The sequence below is a fragment of the [Borrelia] tanukii genome (assembly GCF_030439725.2).
Lineage (GTDB): Bacteria > Spirochaetota > Spirochaetia > Borreliales > Borreliaceae > Borreliella > Borreliella tanukii.
Genome location: NZ_CP124034.1, coordinates 680,264 through 699,706, shown reverse-complemented (window position 1 = coordinate 699,706; position 19,443 = coordinate 680,264). Strand labels below are relative to the sequence as shown.

Below are 19,443 nucleotides of genomic sequence, written 5' to 3'. Positions count from 1 at the left end.
ACTTTAAAAATAAAATGCTAGAATTTGGATTAGGAATAAAATGTGAAGACGGCGCATTGGGCAGATTTTTACGCAGAAAAAATAAAAAAAGAAAAAGGTCCAAAAGACTTATACACAGTGGCATCAGGAATTACTCCATCTGGAACCGTGCACATTGGCAATTTTAGAGAAGTTATCTCGGTAGACCTTGTAGCAAGAGCTTTGAAAGACTCTGGAGAAAAAGTAAGATTTATTTATTCTTGGGATAATTATGATGTATTTCGAAAAGTTCCCAAAAATATGCCAGAACAAGAGCTTCTTACAACTTATTTAAGACAAGCAATAACAAGAGTCCCCGACACAAGAAGCCACAAAACAAGTTACGCGAGAGCCAATGAAATTGAATTTGAAAAATATCTGCCTATAGTAGGAATCAATCCTGAATTCATTGACCAAAGTAAACAATATACCAATAGCATCTATGCAAGCCAAATAAAATTTGCACTCAATCATAAAAAAGAACTGTCTGAGGCATTAAATGAATATAGAACTTCAAAGCTTGAAGACAATTGGTATCCAATCAGTATATTTTGTACAAAATGTAATAGAGATACAACAACTGTAAAGAATTACGACAATCATTACTCTGTTGAGTACTCATGCGAATGTGGAAATCAAGAATCTATAGATATAAGAACTACATGGGCCATTAAGCTCCTCTGGAGGATAGATTGGCCTATGAGATGGAAATATGAAAACGTCGACTTTGAACCTGCAGGAAAAGACCACCACAGCAGTGGCGGCAGTTTTGATACATCCAAAAATATTGTAAAAATTTTTCAAGGTAGTCCTCCTGTAACATTTCAATATGACTTTATTTCAATAAAAGGACGTGGTGGAAAAATATCCTCCTCATCAGGAGATGTCATATCGCTTAAAGATGTTCTTGAAGTCTACACACCTGAGGTCACAAGATTTTTATTTGCTGCTACAAAACCAAATACTGAATTTTCGATCTCATTTGATCTTGACGTAATTAAAATATACGAAGATTACGACAAGTTCGAAAGAATCTACTACGGAGTAGAAGATATAAAAGAAGAAAAAAAAAGATCGTTTAAAAGAATTTATGAATTATCTCAACCATACATGCCAAGCAAAAGAATTCCTTATCAAATCGGATTTAGACATTTAAGTGTAATCTGTCAAATATTTGAAAATAATATAAATAAAATTTTAAATTACTTGAAAAACGTTCAAGACGATCAAAAAGACAAACTAATCAATAAAATCAAATGTGCAATTAATTGGATAAGAGATTTTGCACCCGAAGATTTCAAGTTTTCATTAAGATCTAAATTTGATAATATAGAAACACTAAAAGAAAATTACAAAAAAGCAATTAATGAACTTTTGAACTTTTTAAAGAAAAATTTTGAAGTTGCCACAGAGCAAGACATTCAAAACGAAATATATAAAATTGCAAGAGAAAATAATATAGAACCCGCTTTGTTTTTTAAACAAATTTATAAAATTTTAATCAACAAAGAAAAAGGTCCCAAATTAGCCGGATTTATCAAAATAATTGGCATTGACCGCTTTGAAAAGATTGTAAGTGAATATATTAAACCTTAAAATGATAAAAAAATAAGCCATAATTATATGACTTATTAATACTTTAATACCAATGGCCCATTATTTTAACTTTCCTTGGCTAGCAACAGATTCCATTGCACTTTTAATCTTGCTTTCATCACCTAAATAATAGTGTTTAACAGGATTTAAATCTTTATCTAATTCGTAAACCAAAGGAATACCCGTTGGAATGTTAAGCTTTAAAACATCTTCTTCGCTTAAATTATCAAGATATTTAACAAGAGCCCTTAAAGAATTGCCATGAGCAGCAACAATAACCTTTTTACCCTCAAGAACTTCTTTTGCAATCTCATCAATCCAATAAGGAATAACTCTTGCAACAGTATCTCTAAGACACTCTGTTGAAGGGAGCTCCCTTTTAGGAATATATTTATATCTTGGATCTTTTCTTGGGTGACGATCATCAGATTCATCTAAAGACATTGGGGGCACATCATAACTGCGTCTCCAAATTAAAACTTTATCTTCCCCATATTTTGCAGCTGTTTCCGACTTATTTAAACCTTGTAAAGCTCCATAATGCCTCTCATTTAATCTCCAGGTTTTTTTTACACTAATATAAGATTGACCTAGTTCTCGCAAAATAATATTTAAAGTATCGTTAGCCCTTGACAATAAAGAACTAAAAGCAATATCAAAAGAATAGCCTTCTTGTTTGAGAAGCAAACCTGCCTCTACAGCCTCATCGATACCTTTATCAGAAAGTTTAACATCTGTCCAACCAGTAAAAAGATTTTCTTTGTTCCACTCACTCTCTCCATGTCTCACTAAAACTAATTTATACATAAAATCTCCTAGCATATTATTTTATTTACTAATACTAATAATTATAAATTAGCACAAAATCTAGTCAAGATTTCAACCATTAATTAAATAATGATATACTTTAAAATGGATTGAGCTTTAAATTCATTCAAGCAAGGAAAAAAATTATGGAAAATCAAAAAATCTTGGTAGCAAAATACGCAATTGATCACTACATCAAAAGCAATATGAACCTTGGAATCGGAACAGGTACAACTATTTATTATGCAATCAAATATTTAAGCGAAAAGCTAAAATCGGGCAATTTAAAAAATTTAAAATTCTATACAACAAGTAGCGATACAAAATATTTACTCTCAAAAGAACAAATTCCTTATGAATCAAATTTTTCAAAACTCAACAAAAATCTAGACATTGCAATTGATGGAGCTGATGAAATTCTATTAGAAAAAAAAAGTTTAATAAAAGGAATGGGGGGCGCGCATCTAATGGAGAAAGTAATAGCTTACAATTCAGAAACATTGCTAATAATAGCAGATGAAACAAAAATTGTAAAAAAATTGGGAACAAAAATGCCTATTCCCATAGAAGTTGCCCAAAATGCTGTTGGATTTATTATGACTAGACTTGAAGAAATGAATTTAGATACAACCTTAAGAATTTGTAACGAAAAAAAAGGGCCCATTATAACTGATAACAATAATTATATTTTAGATGTAAAAATGCACGTAGAAAATCCTGAAGGAACAGAAAAATACTTTAAACTATTTCCAGGTATACTTGAGATTGGAATATTTAATCATAAAAATACAAAAATAGTTTATTACCAAAATAAACAAATCAAGGAAGCCTAAACTTCACTTTAAAAATATTATTATCAAAATAGTTTATAATTTTTATTAAATAAAAATCTAACTTAAACCTCTCTCGCCCTTTCAATAACATAATATTATCATCAAAAACAAACTTTTTACTTAAAGTAGAACAATAACTAATAAACTGGAAAAATTGTTTTTCATCATACTCAAATCTAAGCCTAAGAGATCGCAAGTTAACACCCTGAATAGTTCCAAGACTTTGAATAAAATGATAAATAAAAAACTCTAAATCCTCTAACAACTTAAACGTTACTAAGTGATTTTTTGCTTTAACAAAACCATTATCCTTTCTAATCAAAGCTCTTATATTACTATTGTCATTACAGAAAAGCAAACTTACAGCATGCAATCCTAACCCTAAATACGGTTTTAACTTCCAATTTAGCTGATTATGCATACTCTCATGGCCCTTCAACGCAAAATTAGTAATTTCATAATTAATGTAACCATTGGATTCTAAACACTCTAGGGCACAAAACCACAGCTTTTCTGAATCAACACCCTTATCAAAATCTCTCAAAGTAGGGCCAGGGCCTTCCTCTTCATATATAAAATCACTAAAACAAATATGCTCAGGCATATATGAGAGCAATTCTTTCAAATCGCACTTGAGATGATATTTTTTTTGCAAAGGCATATTGATAGTCATATCAATATTTAAATCAAAAGGAAGCTTTCTAATATTGTTAATTAAAATATTCATTTTTTCATAAGAAATTTCAGGCATACCCATAATCTTTCTGAATTTTAAAGAAAAACTTCGAACATCGAGATTAATTCGAGTAACACAAAATTCATTCAAAAGTTTAAATTTTTCAAAATCAACATGACCCGGAATAATTTCTAAAGTAAATTCTTCTAACAAAGCCAAATTAATATATTTAGACAAAGAAGTGAAAATAAATTTTAAATTATCCTGCCTACATGAACAAAAATCTACATGCTTAATGTAAAGTGTTTTTATAATTGGATGACCTAACAAAGTTAAATGATATTTTAATTTCTCTAAAATTCTATTAAAAATGCTAAAATCTTTACAACAAAATGAAATATTAATATAAAGACTTAGCTCAATAAGAGGCAAAAGATCTACTCTCATAATTGGTCTTTTAAAAATTTAAGTTTAATTATAACATATATAAAGTACAAATATTAAAATATATAATAAATAAAGGAGATTTGGAGGAGATTTTTTAATGACCAAAGACTACTACAATATACTTGGAATACAAAAAAATGCTAGTAATGAAGAAATTAAAAAAGCTTACAAAAAATTGGCAATAAAATATCACCCGGACAAAAACAAGGGAAACAAAATAGCTGAAGAAAAGTTTAAAGAAATAAATGAAGCTTATGAAATTTTATCTTCTCCTGATAAAAAAAGAAATTACGACGCTTTGGGTAGCACCAATTTTAATGGCAACAACGACCATTTTGAAAGAGAATTTAACAGCTCAAGATTTAGCAATTTTGAAGATTTAGATTTTTTTTCCAAAATCTTTAGTGGATCTTCAAGAAAAACAACAGACAAAGAAATAACTGTAAATATTTCACTTTATGATGCTTATATGGGAAGTAAAAAAACAATACTTATAAACAACAAAAAATTCGAGATAATAATCCCAAAAGGAACATTAGAAACAACTAAAATAAAAATAAATAACAAAGGCCCTATTAATCCAATTTTTGGAACAAAAGAAAGCTTAATAGTCAAATTTGCTATATCAAGCTATAAAAAATTTAAACTGAATGGAAAAACCTTAGAAACAACAATAGAAGTTTATCCATGGGAAATGGCTCTGGGTTGCGAAAAACTATTTGAAACAATTGAAGGGAAAAAAATAAAACTTAAAATTCCTTCGGATGCAAAAAATGGAGAAATTTTGAACTTAAAAGAGCTAGGAATGCCTATAATTGGAAGCAGCTCAAAAAGGGATCTTAAAGTCACTTTGATAGTAAAAATTCCTAAAATAATAAATAATGAAGTAAGAACTATTTACGAAAGATTAAAAGAGATATACAGTTAAAGTGTTTCTGAAAATAAATGCCCAAAGTTTTTTAAACTTGCTTCCCAACCCGATCTATATTCATTAAATTTATTTATCTTAGACTCATATTCCTTGATTCCATCCTCAATATTATCAAAATTCTTAGTAATATCCACTGAAAATTGAAAAACATCTCCTTGTCGAGGAGCAAGAGTGAAAAAAGCAAATTTCCAATTTCCAGAATTTATAGTAGATATGATCCTTTTTTGGAAAACATAATCGGAAATTAAAACAAATTTTTGAAACTCTTTTCTTCGTAAATAAATAAACTCATTCCATTCATTAAAAATAGCATCCGGTAATTCGTTTAAACCGATCTCAATTATATTATTAATAGATAAAAGAATTTGTAGAATTTCCAATAAATTCAAATAATAGCTATCAAAAGATTGAATTGTAATCTCAAGCAAAGCAATTTTTATAAGCAGTTTAGAAATGTCAAGACTATGATCTTTCATGATTTTATCAATTCTATCTTTTGTGTGATCTATAATAAATTTTTTATGGGTTTCTTTAATATTGTTACTTTTTTTAATTTGCTCTACTTTTTCATAATAATCATTAATTTCTTTATTAATTACATCTAAATTGTTGCTATTCGCCTCATTGGAAAAAAAATCCAACGAATTACTAAGTCGATCTAAAAATTCTTCTTGAATAAAGAATGTAGCAATTCTTATGCAAGAAAATGGAGCTTTACTCTTTTTCTCAAAATTTTCAATCTTTTGCTTAAGATCTACTCTGAAGTTTAAATATTTAAGTTTATCTAAAAATTTATTAAAATGGGAAATATCTTCCAACAATTCATCTTCTTGAATGTCTAAAAATTCTGAATTGGGATGATATTTCTTTATCAAATTTTTAATAATAAGCAAAGTATCTAAAAAAATAGCTTTATTAGCATCCCAAGATTTACTAACGCTGGGATTAAAATCTCTATAAATCTTATCCAAAAATACAAGCTTATCCTTAAGTAAATTAGCATCGTTAATAAGGCTTGACTGTTCTCGATAAGAATAATAATTTATTAAACTATACCTAAAAATACTAAAATTAAGATATTTTTGAAAATCAAAAAACCTATAAAATCCTAATGAACCAAAATCAAAAAACTTCATGTCAAAACATCATCTTATTCAAAGATCTACTTTATCTTTTTATACAGTTTTAAAAGTATTGGAGATGCTATGAACACAGAGGAATAAGTTCCAACAATTACACCTACCATAAATACCAAAGAAAAATCTTTTATAGATCCTTCGGTAAACACATAAATGGAAAACACCGCAACAAATGTCGTAACTGACGTTAAAACGGTTCTTGATAAAGTTTGACTAATGCTTATATTTAATATATTTAAAAATGTGTTATCGGTTAATCGCTTAACATTATCTCTAATCCTATCAAAAATAATTATTGTGTCGTTTAAAGAATATCCAATAATGGTTAGTATTGCCACAATAATATAACTATTAATCTCTATTCTAAATACCCCTAAAAAAGCAACTATAAAAAATATATCATGAAATATTGAAAGTATGGAAGCAATAGCATAACTTAGTTTAAATCTTAAAGCTATATAAATTAAAATCAGGGTAAATGTTCCTAATACCAAAAATACTGACTTAATTCTCAAAGTAGAAGAAAAGCTTGAATCAATAAAATAAGAATCTAAAACTTCAATATTAGCATTAAATGTTTTTTTAAGTTCATCCATTATTGTTTTTTGAACTTCTGTTTTAAAAGCATAATCAATAATATCTGACTTTACCATAATAGAGAATTCACTTTTATTCTCATCCGGTGAAAAAATACTCTTGACATCTAAAGTCTTATAAATTGGAGAAAATATTCTTTTAATTTCATTTTCTTTAATATCTGATTTTTCTATTGAAAGATTAATATTAACTCTAGAAGAAAAATCTATTCCCCAATTGTATCCACCATGATAAAAAAAGGTATAAATAAGTCCAATCAAAGTCAAAATAACACTAACAATTAAAACATTGCTTCCATATTTTGAAAAATTAATTACTCTTTGCATATTTTGAACTCCAAGATATACTTACAAATTTGCTTTTTCTAACAGACATGATAAATTCCAAAATAAATCTTGAAAAAATCAAACTACTAAAAAGGGACGCCACAATTCCAACAGAAAGAGACCATGCAAAACCTTGAATAACTCCTGTCCCAAGAAGGGTTAAAAAAAGCACCGCAATAAATGTCGTTATATTTGCATCCATAATGGATAAAAAGGCTTTTTTAAAACCATCTTCAAAAGCATTCTCAAATTTTCTGCCTTTTCTAATTTCTTCTTTAATTCTCTCATAAATAATTATATTTATGTCCACGGCCATACCCATTGTCAAAATAAGACCTGCAATACTTGTTAAAGTTAAAGTAAAATTAAAGGCCGATAATATTGCTAAAATTAAAAATACATTATAAATAACAAGTGAAAACCCAGCTACAAAACCACTAAAACCATAATAAACACACATGAACAAAAAAACCAAACAAAGAGCAAGCACAGAAGCTTTAATACCAAGATCAACTGTCTTAGCACCAAGAGTAGGTCCTATTATTCTCAAATCATCTATTTTAATATCAACTGGAAAAGCTGCAGTTTTGAAAACTAGAGCAAGATCCAAAGCCTCTTTTTTATCAAAAGAGTCACCTTGAATCGAAACATTACCTCCGGTAATAGCATACCCAATTCCTGCCACAGACTTAATTTTACCTTCCATGACAACAGCCAAAGATTTTCCAACATTTTTCTGAGTAAATTTAAAAAATTTTTCACTTCCATCAACATCAAGATTGAAAACAACAATATCTCGACCTGTTCTAGGATCATTAGAGACTCCGGCATCTTTAATGTGAGCACCATCAAATGAATTTTCAGGACTTGCATCAACTACATAATAACGAACTGAAGACTCATCATCCACCCCATAAGAATCTTTAACGTACCAAGGAAAAATTTGCTTACTCTCCGGAAGGCTCATATTTGCCTGAATTTCGGAAATAGAAAAAAGAGAGCCCGCTTCTAATATTTTGTTATGCAAAAGAGATGTAGACTCATCATCAACCACGTAAAAAGTCAAGCTGCCTTTCCCACTCAAAAGAGTGCTTACCCTGCTCTCATCTCTTTCTCCAGGAATATCTAAGAAAATTTTATTTCCTCCAGCCTCTCTTGCAATTTTTGGCTCTGTAAGACCAAACCTATCTACTCTATCCTTAAGAATTTGCATTATGCGATAAATAGCATCTTCTTTCTCGGCAAAGGTCAAAGAACGACCTAATTTTTTTTCAATACTTGAATAGTCAAGAGAAATGGTAACACCCATCCCACCACACAAATCAAGTCCAAGATGTATTATTCTACTTTTACTCTTCTTTATGTTCTCATAATGTCTATAAATTTCTAAACTTACTTCTCCCATATCCGAATCGGTCAAAAATCCTTCACGCAAAGATTTAGCAGTAAAAAAATTGGGAGGAATTTTCATTGAAGACTTATAATTATTTTTTGCTATTGGAATTAAATAGGACAAACTAGCCGGAATACTGCTATTGGGATCTTTATGATACAATTCCTTAAGCTTAACAAGATCATCCAAAGCTTTTTTCTTTGAATAATTCCTTAAAGCCTCTTGTGAATATGAGCTTATTTTTTTATCCTCACTGCTCATTAAAAAATACCACTTTAAAGTCGGAAATATTAAAAGACACGCAAAAAACGTCACCAACAATATTAATATAAGCTTAGATCCTTTTTTCATTATACAAATCCTTAAAAATTTTTAACAAACACCATTATTAGCTACCAGTTCTAATTTTACCTTAAATTATAATACCTTTTTAACTTCATTTTTTTTCAGACAAAACTTTATCAATAGAGGTTTTTATAAATACTGCTTCGATATTTGGACTTAATTCTAAAATAACATCCGTATCACCTATTTTTTTAACAACTCCAAAAATTCCACCTATTGTTAATACCTTATCACCTTTTTTTAGATTTTTTATCATTTCTTTTTTATTTTTTTCTTCCTTACGCTGAGGAGATATCACTAAAAACCAAAATATAGCAATAACAGGCAAAAAAACTAACAAACTTCGGAAAAAGCTACTATTGCCGCTAAATTCTTGCAATAAAAACACAAAACCCCCTTTACTATATATATGTCACTTTTATCTTATTAATATCATTGGGATAAACTACTCCAAATAAAAGCTTGAAGTCGTCTTTTTTGGTATAATTAGAATTGCTTATTTTATTATACTCTTCAATTAAATAATTAATAAGAGCATCATCATTTCTATAAAGAGCTTTACTAAAGGCACTTCTATAAAGTCCAAGTTCAAAAAGCTCCTTAACGCTTTTACCTTTGTTTTCTTTTAAAAGCTGCCTATCTACTATTGCTTTTGAACAATCATAGCCTATACAAAAAACAAATTCATCCTCACTCAAAATAATTCCTTTGAATAATAAAATATTGCACCGGCAAAAACACAAGTTCGCCGGTGAAACTTAATTTACATCATTCCCATTCCTGGGTCCATAGGATAACCACTGCCACCAGAAGTATTTTTCTCTTCTTTTATATCAGTGATTGCACATTCTGTTGTTAATAAAAGTCCAGCAATTGAAGCAGCATTTTGAAGTGCGCTTCTTGTAACCTTAGCAGGATCAATTATTCCACTCTCAATCATATTTACCCACTTAAAGCTAGAAGCATCAAATCCAAGACCTTTTTTCTCGGTTCTAATTTGATGGATATAAATAGATCCTTCAAAACCAGCATTTGAAATAATCTGTCTCATTGGCTCTTCAAGGCTTCTTTTTACAATCTCAAAACCTTGCTTTTCCTCATAACTTAATTTACTTGTATCTATTGTATCCAAATACATGGCAACTTCAATAAGAGTTGCTCCACCACCAGGCACAACACCCTCTTCAACAGCAGCACGAGTTGCAGAAAGAGCATCCTCAACTCTATGCTTTTTCTCTTTAAGCTCTACTTCAGTAACAGCTCCAACATTAATAACAGCAACTCCGCCAACAAGCTTTGCAAGGCGCTCTTGAAGTTTTTCTTTATCATATTCAGATGTTGAATCTTCAATTTGTTTTTTAATAAGCTCTGAACGCTCTTTTATTTGTTCTTTATTGCCGGTATTAATAATAGTAGTATTGTCCTTATCAACCTTAATAGTTTTAGCCTGTCCAAGTTGCTCAATTTCAACTGTCTCAAGAGTAAGACCTAGCTCTTCACTGATTAAAACACCACCGGTAAGCACTGCAATATCCTCAAGCATTGCTTTTCGTCTATCGCCAAAACCAGGTGATTTAATTGCACAAACCTTTAAAGCTCCTCTAACACTGTTTAAAACAAGAGCAGCAAGAGCATCTCCTTCAATGTCTTCAGCAATAATTAATAAAGGCTTATTTGTTCCTAAAACTTTCTCAAGAACTGGTAAAAGCTCTTTAATAGAACTAATCTTCTTCTCATATATTAATATGAAAGCATCATCAAAACTAACGCTCATATTCTCTTTATTGGTAGAAAAATAAGGAGAAAGATATCCTCTGTCAAATTGCATCCCTTCAACATAAGAAATCGTAGTATCAAAAGTTTTTGACTCTTCAACTGTTATAACTCCATCTTTTCCAACTTTATCCATTGCCTCAGCAATTTTTTCGCCTATATAACTGTCATTATTAGCAGAAATTGAAGCTACTTGTGCAATCTCTTCCTTTGTTGTAATCTTCTTTGCAGACTGTCGAATTTTCTCAGCAGCCAAATTTACAGCATGATCTATTCCCTTTTTTATTCCAATAGGATTAATTCCTGAAGATACATTCTTAAGGCCTTCTCTTGCAATAGCATAAGCAAGAACAGTGGCAGTTGTTGTTCCATCACCAGCAACATCATTTGTTTTAATAGCAACTTCCTTTAAAAGCTGCGCCCCCATGTTTTCAAATGGATTTTCAAGCTCAATCTCACGAGCAACACTAACTCCATCCTTTGTAACTGTTGGAGAACCGAACTTTTTATCAATAAGAACATTTCTCCCTTTTGGCCCAAGAGTTACTTTTACAGCATTGGATAATTTTTCAACGCCACTAAGTAAGCTTTTTCTAGCATCTTCATTAAAATATATGTCTTTAGCCATAAAAATTTTACCCCTTTTTATATATAAAATAATTTATATTTAACACTATAAGATTAGCATAAACTTAATACATTCGCCATAGCGTATTGCTTCTGTATATCAAAAAATACAAAATATACAAAACCAGCACAAATTTTTATTATATAATATAAATATTGATTGATCTTTATATTATAAAGACAAAGAATTTATGTTTAGAAAACTAAAAAAGTCAAAAACTTATATTATTATCATTTCAATAACTAAATTTTCAGAGAATAACCTGTTATCAATAATATCAAATATAAAATATTTAATTGAACACAAAAAGCTAGCTTATAAAATACATTGGACATTTCCAATATACTTTTTTGAAATCCTAAGAGAACATGAAGAATTAAATAAATGGTTATTTGAAAGATTCAAAACCAATATGGATATATATATACCTGGAACTTACAGTGGAAGCCCCCATGAATACATGCTGCACGATGAAATACATTTGGATTTGTATTGGGCACTAAAAAATCCATTCAAAAGTGGGTACAAAGACATATTTCAAAATACCCCTATTATGCTTTATATATACAACATAGAAAAGTTTAGAAAAAAAGTGACAGAGCTTTACAGAAAACTTAATTTCAATTATACAGAGGGAATAAGGCAGAGCAAAAATAATAAAAACTACTTAATTTTTTATAAAAATAACTGCCAATATTTATATGAAGTCCAAAAAATAGATTCTCCAAAAAGCAACGTAGAAACTCTTATTTATTTTTATGAAATCAAAGAAATTTATGACAATCAAGAATTAAAAAATTTTTTACTTTATTTAAAAGCCTTAGAAAATAACTTTCACAGCATCAAGATACAAAATCTAGAAGGATCCAAACTGACTACCGAACTACTAGAAATCCCAAAATTTAACTCACTTAAAGAGCAAGAGCCAATAATAAATTTTCAAAACAAAAGACTTAAAGATTATCAAATCAACGAAAAAAGCTTAAGAGAATTTTTAATAAATAAACATCAAGAAGAAATTACCAAAAATTCAGAATCCATTGTGCCTAAGAATTTGGAATACAATATGGAAGGAAATTTTACACTATCTCACGATCAATACAATATAAAATTCGAAAATGGAAAATTAAATAAAATAAAATTTAAAGATAAAAAAGTTGAATTTCTAAACACATCTAGAACCTATTTCAAAGTTTTATCAAAAAAAGAATTAATAAAAGAAGCATCTATTGAAAACTCATTTTCCTTCTCAAATGAAAAAATTTTAGGAATAAAACAATATTTGGCTTTCAAATCTACTGCAAAATCAACAATTGATTTTTTTATAGATGAGACCATCCCTAGCTTCTTCGTATCCATTAAAATAAAATGGCCCTCTAAAATCAATCTGGATAAAAAAACATTAAAAAAATGTAATCCTGACTATCTTCTTGAATATTCAGCCCTTGAAATACCTGTTTTCGAAATTGCAAAAGGCACTAATTTAAAAATAACAGCAAAATACAGCGATCTTGATACTTACGAAAAAATAATAATAACTAAAAACAATCCTAAAGGCTACATTAATGGTACAGAATTTTTGATATCTAAGGGGAATGATAAAAACAGTAATTTTTTTATAAGTTTTTTAAATGTTGAAAAACAAATCATTCATACAATTAATTATAAAATTGAAAAAATAAATTCTAAAAAATGGTTAATTTTAAACATAGGAGGCTCTTATAACACAGTCAAGAGCCAAGATGTAATAAATTACTCTCAAGCGCTAAATTTGATGATACTACCATTAAATAATAATTTTGATAACAAAATAAAACTAAATTCAAAAATAAAAAATTTAATTTTTTATACTGATATAAAAAAATATGAAAATAAATAAATAATAAGTAGTAAAATATTAATAACTAGGTATAAAATTATTCTAAGTAGAACATAAAAAGTATTTAATCTTTAATTTAAACAAAAAGGTATAATAATATGAATGATAATATAATAGACGTACACTCCGCATTGGAAAAGGTTGGTATTACAAATGATCCTGTATTATTGAAAAATTTAACATCAGAATTGGGAATGAAAGCATCTCATTCTAGAAACAGAATCATTCTCTACATAGCATCAAACCCAAAAGAATACTTTACAGCAAAAGAAGTTTATAACAAACTTATTAAAGAAATTCCAAGTCTATCAAAAGCAACAGTATATAATACATTAAACATTCTAAAAGAAAGAAATATATTAAAAGATATAAAAACCACTGATCAAAAAGAAACAAAATTTTACCTAAGCTTGGCTTCCACAATAGCCCACTTTAAATGCAATAAATGCAATCAAGTCCATCCTATCCAACTTGATGATATTAAAGATATTTTGAAAGACAAACTTGGAGAAAATTGGGAAACAAAATCTATTGAAATAATTTATTCAGGACATTGTAATAATTGTTACAAAAAAGATACCCAAGATGCCCAGAACAACAATAATGTCCTAGATAGCAAGGTAATCACTGTATGAACATAAAGAATATCATTTTTATAATTATATTCTTATTACTTTTAATACTAGTTAGCCCTAGAATAAAATTTAAAAATGAATTTTCAAAAAAAACGATTCCCAAAAGCATAGAAGAAATTGACAATTACCTATTAAAAGAAGAATTACAATTTAATTTAGAATTAAATACAAAAAAAGAAATAATCTGGTATAAAGAGGCACAAAAAACAAAATATTCTGTGGTCTACATTCATGGATTTGGGGCATCAAAAAATGAAATTTATCCGGTTCCAAATAATATTGCAAAAGCTCTTAATGCAAATCTTTTTTTTACAAGATTGAAAGGTCACGGAATAAACAATAAAAATGCATTTCGAGGAATAACTACCCAAGATTGGCTGAGAGACATTGATGAGGCTATTAAAATTGGAAAACTAATAGGCGACAAATTAATACTAATTGGCACCTCTAATGGGGGTGCTGCTAGCATCTGGGCTTTAGCAAACTATCCAGATGAAATAAATTCAGCGGTATTAATTTCTCCTAATATATTCCCTTACGACAAGAGAACAAATATTGTTTACTATCCCTGGGGACGGCAAATTGCATATCTTATAACAGGTGGCTACAACAAATTCGAAACAAAAGAGGATAAACGAAAAGAGCACATGTCCATAAAAAGCCACTCTTCAAAAGTACAACATGTAGATGCAATTATTGCAATGATGGGCCTTGTCACATTATTAAATTCATATAATTTCGATGAAATCAAAACACCTTTAATAATAACCCATACACCTAATGATCATACAGTGGACCCAATAAAAATAAACGAATTCATAAAAAATTATGGGGGTGAAAAAAAAGATATTCCCATTATACTTCTTGAAAATTCACACGCACACGTACCTATTGGAAACCAAAGCTACAAAAGCGCCCAAAACACATCATACTTCACAAAGTATGCAGTTGATTTCATAAATAAGACAAATAAGTAATAGCTTAAGGCTATTTACTTATTAAAAAATCAGTCATCTAGCAATTCTTCTATTTCATTCTTAAGAACGCTAACTCCTGGTCCGTAAACTACCTGAACACCATTACCTTTAATAATTACCCCCTTAGAACCAGTTTCTTTCAAAAGTTTTTCAGAAACTTTAAGAACATCTTTTACTGTAATTCTTAGTCTAGTTGCACAACAATCAAGCTCAACAATATTTGAAGCACCACCAAGCCCAATAATAACCTTAGTAGCATAATTTTCTTCAAATTCATTACTCTTAGAATTTGAAGAATCTACAGAATTTAAATCTTGCGTTCTACCAGGAGTTTTAAAATCAAACTTATTTATTAAAAATACAAAAGTAAAGTAATAAAGGAAAAACCAAACGGTGCCTACAACTGGCACCAAAAGCCAATTAGTTCTTGAATTTCCCTGCAAAACACCAAAAAGAATAAAATCAATAAACCCGCCAGAAAACGTTTGACCTATTGTAATTTGAAGAATATGCGCCAACATAAAAGCAAATCCATCAAATGTAGCATGAACAATATAAAGAATAGGAGCTACAAAAAGAAAAGAAAATTCAAGGGGTTCTGTTATGCCTGTCATAAATGATGTTAAGGCTGCAGACATTAAAAGACCAAAAACTTTTGTTCTCTCATCATGCCTTGCAGTATAATACAGCGCAAGTGCAGCTCCGGGCAAACCAAACATCATGGTAATAAATCGTCCACTCATAAAACGACTGGTTCCAACAAAAAATCTATTTGTACCTTGAGCAGCAAGTTCTGCAAAAAAGATATTTTGAGTCCCTTCAATCAATTTTCCATCAATAATAACAGATCCCCCAAGACCTGTTGTCCAAAATGGCAAATAAAATATGTGGTGAAGACCAAAAGGCCCAAGCATCCTTAAAAAAATTCCATAAATAAGTGTTCCAATATAGCCGGTTGAATTTACTAGGCCTCCCGCTTTATTAATTCCATTTTGTACAAATGGCCAAAAAATAAACATAATTACAGCAAGAAAAATACTAGAAAAAGAAACAACAATCGGCACAAATCTAGATCCCGAAAAAAATCCAAGAACTTTGGGCAAATCTATCTTGTTAAACCTAGCATGAAGATAATAAGTCAAAATACCAACTACAACTCCACCAAAAACTCCTGTTTCTAAAGTCTTAATTCCAAGAACAAAGCCCACAGCACCACTAGAAAAAGATTCTGCCTTACCTGATACCTCAATTAAAACTCCAATAGTAGCATTCATTACAAGGTAGCCAATAAATGCCGCAATACCAGATGTACCTTTATCCGACTTGGCAAGTCCAACAGCAATCCCAATAGCAAATATTGGCGCTAAATTTGAAAAAATAATAGAACCTGATGCACTCATTACCTTAAAAACTGATTGCAAGAAAAATATATCCAAAAAAGGATATATTTTAACAGTTTCCGGATTAGAAAGAGAACCTCCAATTCCTAAAAGCAACCCTGCTGCTGGCAAAATAGCAATGGGGAGCATAAAAGAACGCCCAAATTTTTGAGCTTGTTCAAAGCCCTTTATCATAAAACCCTCCTAAAATAAAAAATAAATTAGCTCTTTACGTTTAAAATTATCTTTTAACTTGATTTATTTTTTCTACAAATTTTTTAGTAATCTCAACAGGCCTTGTAATAGCCCCCCCAACAACTACTAAATCAACCCCCATTTCAAAACACTTTTGAGCCTTTAAAGGGGTATCTATTTTTCCTTCCACTATTAAAGTAGCTTTCAAATTGGAATTAAGCAAGGTTTTTAAAAAATTAAAATCATTATCTGCAATATTAAAACCATTAGTACTTTTTGTGTAACCATGCAAAGTTGTTCCAATAAAATCAAACCCCAATTTATCAGCATTAATAGCTTCATCTAAAGAAGAAATATCTGCCATTAAACACTGCTTTGGATATTTTTTTTTAATATTTTTAAAAAAATCATCAAGTAGTAAACCATTAGGCCTATTCCTAAGAGTAGCATCAAGAGCAATTACATCTACTCCTTCACTACAAAGTTCATCAATCTCTTTCATAGTAGGAGTAATAAACACATCACAATTATCATATTTTTTTTTAATAATACCTATTATTGGCAAATCAACTTCCAACTTAATCTGACTAATATCACTAACTCCATTGGCTCTTATTCCAACAGCTCCGCCCATTTTGGCTGCTAAAGCCATCTTGGACATAATAAAACTACTATGTAAAGGCTCGTTCTCAAGAGCTTGACAAGATACTATTAACCCTCTTTTGATTTTTGCAAGAATAATCAAACCTCCTGTAAAATTTATTTTTAGAAAAAACATAAAAACTCAAATACAGATTATATTTTTTCTTTAAAAAAAACAATTCTTTTAAAAAAAAGAATATAAATTAATAAATATAAAAACAAAAAATAATTTATTATTCAATAAACATTAAGCTATAATTTAGGCATGATAAATAAAATCAACTGGTTTCCTGGCCACATGAAAAGAGCCTTAGATCTGATAAAGAATAATTTACAAAAAACTAATATTGTGCTAGAAGTACTTGATGCTAGAGCTCCATTTAGCAGTAAAAATCCATTAACTGAAAAAATTATTAAAAATAAAACTAAAATAATTCTTTTACATAAATCTGATATTGCTCAAACAACTGAAATTATAAAATGGAAAAAATATTTTGAAAATCTCGGCAATACTGTAATAATAAGCAATATTTACAAAAAAGGCATGCGTAAGCAAATAATAGATAATATTAAAAAATTGGCCATTGTTAAAAGAATAAAAAACTATGAAGAAAAAATAAAAGTTTTAATTATTGGAGTCCCAAATGTTGGAAAATCTTCAATAATAAATCTATTATCCGGTAGAAAGAGCGCAAAAGTTGCCAATAAACCTGGATACACTAAAAATATACAAATAGTAAAAATAAATGAAGAAATTAATCTTTTTGATATGCCAGGAATCTTATGGCACAATCTAGTAGATCAATCGATTGCAAAAAAACTTGCAATATTGGATATGATTAAAAATGAAATAATAGACAATATAGATCTTGCATTATATTTACTTGAAATAATGGATCAAAATAATAAAAATATTTTACTAAAAAAATATGAAATTTATCATAAAAATTCACTTGATATTCTACAAAATTTTGCAAAAGCAAGAAAATTAATTGATAAAAAAAATGAGCTTAACCTTGAGAAAGCATCAAAAATATTAATTAAAGAATTCAGAGAAGGTAAATTTGGAAAAATAATTCTTGACAAGAATTATAATGCCTTTTAAAAAGTCATTTACATAAATAATAATATTAAGTATAATCTTGATTTGTATTAATACGGCCATAAGGAGGTTGGAATTAGTTGGATAATTGTATCCTAGAGATTAAAAATCTAAGTCATTATTATGATAACAATGAAAACAAAACTTTAGATAACATAAATTTAAAAATTAAAAAAAATGAGTTTATTACTTTATTAGGTCCATCCGGATGTGGAAAAACAACATTAATAAAAATATTGGGTGGTTTTTTAAATCAAAAAAATGGAGAAATTTATTTCTTTTCTAAGGAAATATCTAAAACTAATCCAAATAAAAGAGAAATTAATACTGTATTTCAAAATTATGCACTTTTTCCACATATGAATGTTTTTGATAATATTTCATTTGGACTTAGAATGAAAAAAACACCAAAAGATATTATAAAAGAAAAAGTAAAAACATCTCTTTCCTTAATAGGAATGCCAAAATATGCATACAGAAATATTAATGAATTATCGGGGGGACAAAAACAAAGAGTTGCAATAGCAAGAGCAATAGTAATGAAACCTAAGCTTCTATTACTAGATGAACCACTCTCTGCCCTTGATTTAAAAATGCGCCAAGAAATGCAAAAAGAATTAAAAAAAATACAGCGCCAACTTGGAATTACATTCATATATGTTACTCATGATCAAGAAGAAGCATTGACAATGAGTGATAGAATCGTTGTAATGAACGAAGGAATAATTCTACAAGTAGGAACACCTGAAGAAATTTATAATGAGCCTAAAACAAAATTCGTAGCCGATTTTATTGGAGAAAGTAATATTTTTGATGGAACATACAAAAAGGAGCTGGTTGTAAGTTTGCTCGGCCATGAATTTGAATGCCTTGACAAAGGATTTGAAGCTGAAGAAGCGGTTGACCTTGTAATACGCCCAGAAGATATAAAGCTGCTTCCAAAAGGACAAGGGCATTTAAGCGGAACTATAACATCCGCAATTTTTCAAGGAGTTCATTACGAAATGACTCTAGAAATTCAAAAAACAAATTGGATAGTTCAAAGCACAAGACTTACAAAAGTTGGAGAAGAGGTTGACATATTCTTAGAACCCGATGATATTCATGTTATGCGCAAGGAATAAT

18 protein-coding genes are annotated in these 19,443 nt (G+C 29.2%); 8 read left to right on the top strand and 10 right to left on the bottom strand.

Features of this window, described 5'->3' with window-relative positions:
- Positions 1 to 42 precede the first annotated feature (42 nt).
- Complete coding sequence (lysS, locus tag QIA27_RS03845; RefSeq protein WP_301354011.1) at positions 43 to 1,614, top strand: lysine--tRNA ligase; 1,572 nt, start codon at positions 43 to 45, stop codon at positions 1,612 to 1,614.
- 60 nt (positions 1,615 to 1,674) lie between these two features.
- Here the strand turns inward: lysS and gpmA are convergent, their stop codons facing one another.
- The gene (gpmA, locus tag QIA27_RS03840) at positions 1,675 to 2,421 is read right to left on the bottom strand and encodes a 2,3-diphosphoglycerate-dependent phosphoglycerate mutase (protein WP_301354010.1); all 747 of its coding nucleotides are present in this window, start codon (positions 2,419 to 2,421) and stop codon (positions 1,675 to 1,677) included.
- A gap of 146 nt (positions 2,422 to 2,567) precedes the next feature.
- Here gpmA and rpiA point away from each other — a divergent pair, with 146 nt between their 5' ends.
- A complete protein-coding gene (rpiA, locus tag QIA27_RS03835) occupies positions 2,568 to 3,254 on the top strand; it encodes a ribose 5-phosphate isomerase A (RefSeq protein ID WP_301354009.1) in 687 nt (228 codons plus the stop codon).
- Here the strand turns inward: rpiA and psgB are convergent.
- Complete coding sequence (gene psgB / locus QIA27_RS03830) at positions 3,241 to 4,377, bottom strand: HemN-related non-iron pseudo-SAM protein PsgB (protein ID WP_301403632.1); 1,137 nt, start codon at positions 4,375 to 4,377, stop codon at positions 3,241 to 3,243. The two genes, rpiA and psgB, sit on opposite strands and share 14 nt — an antisense overlap.
- A gap of 97 nt (positions 4,378 to 4,474) precedes the next feature.
- On the opposite strand from psgB, the gene QIA27_RS03825 reads away from it, so the two are divergent.
- On the top strand, positions 4,475 to 5,305 hold the full coding sequence (locus QIA27_RS03825; protein WP_301354005.1) for a DnaJ domain-containing protein: 831 nt from the start codon (positions 4,475 to 4,477) through the stop codon (positions 5,303 to 5,305).
- On the opposite strand, the gene QIA27_RS03820 is transcribed toward QIA27_RS03825, so the two are convergent.
- The 6 genes from QIA27_RS03820 to groL all read right to left on the bottom strand — a co-directional run bounded on the left by QIA27_RS03820 (position 5,302) and on the right by groL (position 11,509).
- Complete coding sequence (locus QIA27_RS03820) at positions 5,302 to 6,444, bottom strand: hypothetical protein (protein WP_301403631.1); 1,143 nt, start codon at positions 6,442 to 6,444, stop codon at positions 5,302 to 5,304. The genes QIA27_RS03825 and QIA27_RS03820 overlap by 4 nt on opposite strands.
- A gap of 26 nt (positions 6,445 to 6,470) precedes the next feature.
- Positions 6,471 to 7,370, bottom strand: a complete 900-nt coding sequence (gene secF, locus QIA27_RS03815) for a protein translocase subunit SecF (RefSeq protein WP_301386489.1) — start codon at positions 7,368 to 7,370, stop codon at positions 6,471 to 6,473.
- Positions 7,354 to 9,114 (bottom strand): protein translocase subunit SecD, encoded by a 1,761-nt coding sequence (secD, locus tag QIA27_RS03810; RefSeq protein WP_301403630.1) that lies wholly within the window; start codon positions 9,112 to 9,114, stop codon positions 7,354 to 7,356. The genes secF and secD overlap by 17 nt, the downstream gene beginning before the upstream one ends.
- Before the next feature lie 85 nt (positions 9,115 to 9,199).
- On the bottom strand, positions 9,200 to 9,517 hold the full coding sequence (gene yajC / locus QIA27_RS03805) for a preprotein translocase subunit YajC (RefSeq protein WP_418906222.1): 318 nt from the start codon (positions 9,515 to 9,517) through the stop codon (positions 9,200 to 9,202).
- The gene (locus QIA27_RS03800) at positions 9,510 to 9,806 is read right to left on the bottom strand and encodes a hypothetical protein (protein WP_006068792.1); all 297 of its coding nucleotides are present in this window, start codon (positions 9,804 to 9,806) and stop codon (positions 9,510 to 9,512) included. The genes yajC and QIA27_RS03800 overlap by 8 nt, the downstream gene beginning before the upstream one ends.
- Before the next feature lie 65 nt (positions 9,807 to 9,871).
- Positions 9,872 to 11,509 carry a chaperonin GroEL gene (gene groL, locus QIA27_RS03795; protein WP_301403629.1) on the bottom strand — a complete coding sequence of 546 codons (1,638 nt, stop codon included), beginning with the start codon at positions 11,507 to 11,509 and terminating at the stop codon, positions 9,872 to 9,874.
- A 190-nt stretch (positions 11,510 to 11,699) separates the two neighbouring features.
- Between groL and QIA27_RS03790 the strand changes: the two genes are divergently transcribed.
- From QIA27_RS03790 to QIA27_RS03780, 3 genes are all read left to right on the top strand, one after another.
- Positions 11,700 to 13,388, top strand: a complete 1,689-nt coding sequence (locus QIA27_RS03790) for a histidine kinase (protein ID WP_301386486.1) — start codon at positions 11,700 to 11,702, stop codon at positions 13,386 to 13,388.
- Between the two features lie 98 nt (positions 13,389 to 13,486).
- Complete coding sequence (gene bosR, locus QIA27_RS03785) at positions 13,487 to 14,023, top strand: oxidative stress transcriptional regulator BosR (protein ID WP_301353993.1); 537 nt, start codon at positions 13,487 to 13,489, stop codon at positions 14,021 to 14,023.
- The gene (locus QIA27_RS03780) at positions 14,020 to 15,000 is read left to right on the top strand and encodes an alpha/beta hydrolase (RefSeq protein ID WP_301403628.1); all 981 of its coding nucleotides are present in this window, start codon (positions 14,020 to 14,022) and stop codon (positions 14,998 to 15,000) included. The genes bosR and QIA27_RS03780 overlap by 4 nt, the downstream gene beginning before the upstream one ends.
- 29 nt (positions 15,001 to 15,029) lie before the next feature.
- Here QIA27_RS03780 and QIA27_RS03775 read toward each other — a convergent pair whose 3' ends face one another.
- On the bottom strand, positions 15,030 to 16,574 hold the full coding sequence (locus QIA27_RS03775; protein WP_301353987.1) for a maltose/glucose-specific PTS transporter subunit IIC: 1,545 nt from the start codon (positions 16,572 to 16,574) through the stop codon (positions 15,030 to 15,032).
- 46 nt (positions 16,575 to 16,620) lie between these two features.
- Positions 16,621 to 17,319, bottom strand: a complete 699-nt coding sequence (locus tag QIA27_RS03770; protein ID WP_301403714.1) for an N-acetylmannosamine-6-phosphate 2-epimerase — start codon at positions 17,317 to 17,319, stop codon at positions 16,621 to 16,623.
- A gap of 162 nt (positions 17,320 to 17,481) precedes the next feature.
- Here QIA27_RS03770 and ylqF point away from each other — a divergent pair, with 162 nt between their 5' ends.
- Together ylqF and QIA27_RS03760 are read left to right on the top strand one after the other, a co-directional pair.
- Complete coding sequence (ylqF, locus tag QIA27_RS03765; RefSeq protein ID WP_301386483.1) at positions 17,482 to 18,321, top strand: ribosome biogenesis GTPase YlqF; 840 nt, start codon at positions 17,482 to 17,484, stop codon at positions 18,319 to 18,321.
- 77 nt (positions 18,322 to 18,398) lie between these two features.
- Positions 18,399 to 19,442 (top strand): ABC transporter ATP-binding protein, encoded by a 1,044-nt coding sequence (locus QIA27_RS03760; RefSeq protein WP_301353982.1) that lies wholly within the window; start codon positions 18,399 to 18,401, stop codon positions 19,440 to 19,442.
- Position 19,443: the final 1 nt, after the last annotated feature.

Coding starts and splice junctions, on each gene's coding strand:
- secD (WP_301403630.1), bottom strand. CDS start 9,114: ATGAAAAAAGGATCTAAGCTTATATTAATATTGTTGGTGACGTTTTTT.
- groL (WP_301403629.1), bottom strand. CDS start 11,509: ATGGCTAAAGACATATATTTTAATGAAGATGCTAGAAAAAGCTTACTT.
- psgB (WP_301403632.1), bottom strand. CDS start 4,377: ATGAGAGTAGATCTTTTGCCTCTTATTGAGCTAAGTCTTTATATTAAT.
- secF (WP_301386489.1), bottom strand. CDS start 7,370: ATGCAAAGAGTAATTAATTTTTCAAAATATGGAAGCAATGTTTTAATT.
- gpmA (WP_301354010.1), bottom strand. CDS start 2,421: ATGTATAAATTAGTTTTAGTGAGACATGGAGAGAGTGAGTGGAACAAA.
- QIA27_RS03775 (WP_301353987.1), bottom strand. CDS start 16,574: ATGATAAAGGGCTTTGAACAAGCTCAAAAATTTGGGCGTTCTTTTATG.
- QIA27_RS03780 (WP_301403628.1), top strand. CDS start 14,020: ATGAACATAAAGAATATCATTTTTATAATTATATTCTTATTACTTTTA.
- QIA27_RS03790 (WP_301386486.1), top strand. CDS start 11,700: ATGTTTAGAAAACTAAAAAAGTCAAAAACTTATATTATTATCATTTCA.
- ylqF (WP_301386483.1), top strand. CDS start 17,482: ATGATAAATAAAATCAACTGGTTTCCTGGCCACATGAAAAGAGCCTTA.
- QIA27_RS03825 (WP_301354005.1), top strand. CDS start 4,475: ATGACCAAAGACTACTACAATATACTTGGAATACAAAAAAATGCTAGT.
- rpiA (WP_301354009.1), top strand. CDS start 2,568: ATGGAAAATCAAAAAATCTTGGTAGCAAAATACGCAATTGATCACTAC.
- QIA27_RS03820 (WP_301403631.1), bottom strand. CDS start 6,444: ATGAAGTTTTTTGATTTTGGTTCATTAGGATTTTATAGGTTTTTTGAT.
- bosR (WP_301353993.1), top strand. CDS start 13,487: ATGAATGATAATATAATAGACGTACACTCCGCATTGGAAAAGGTTGGT.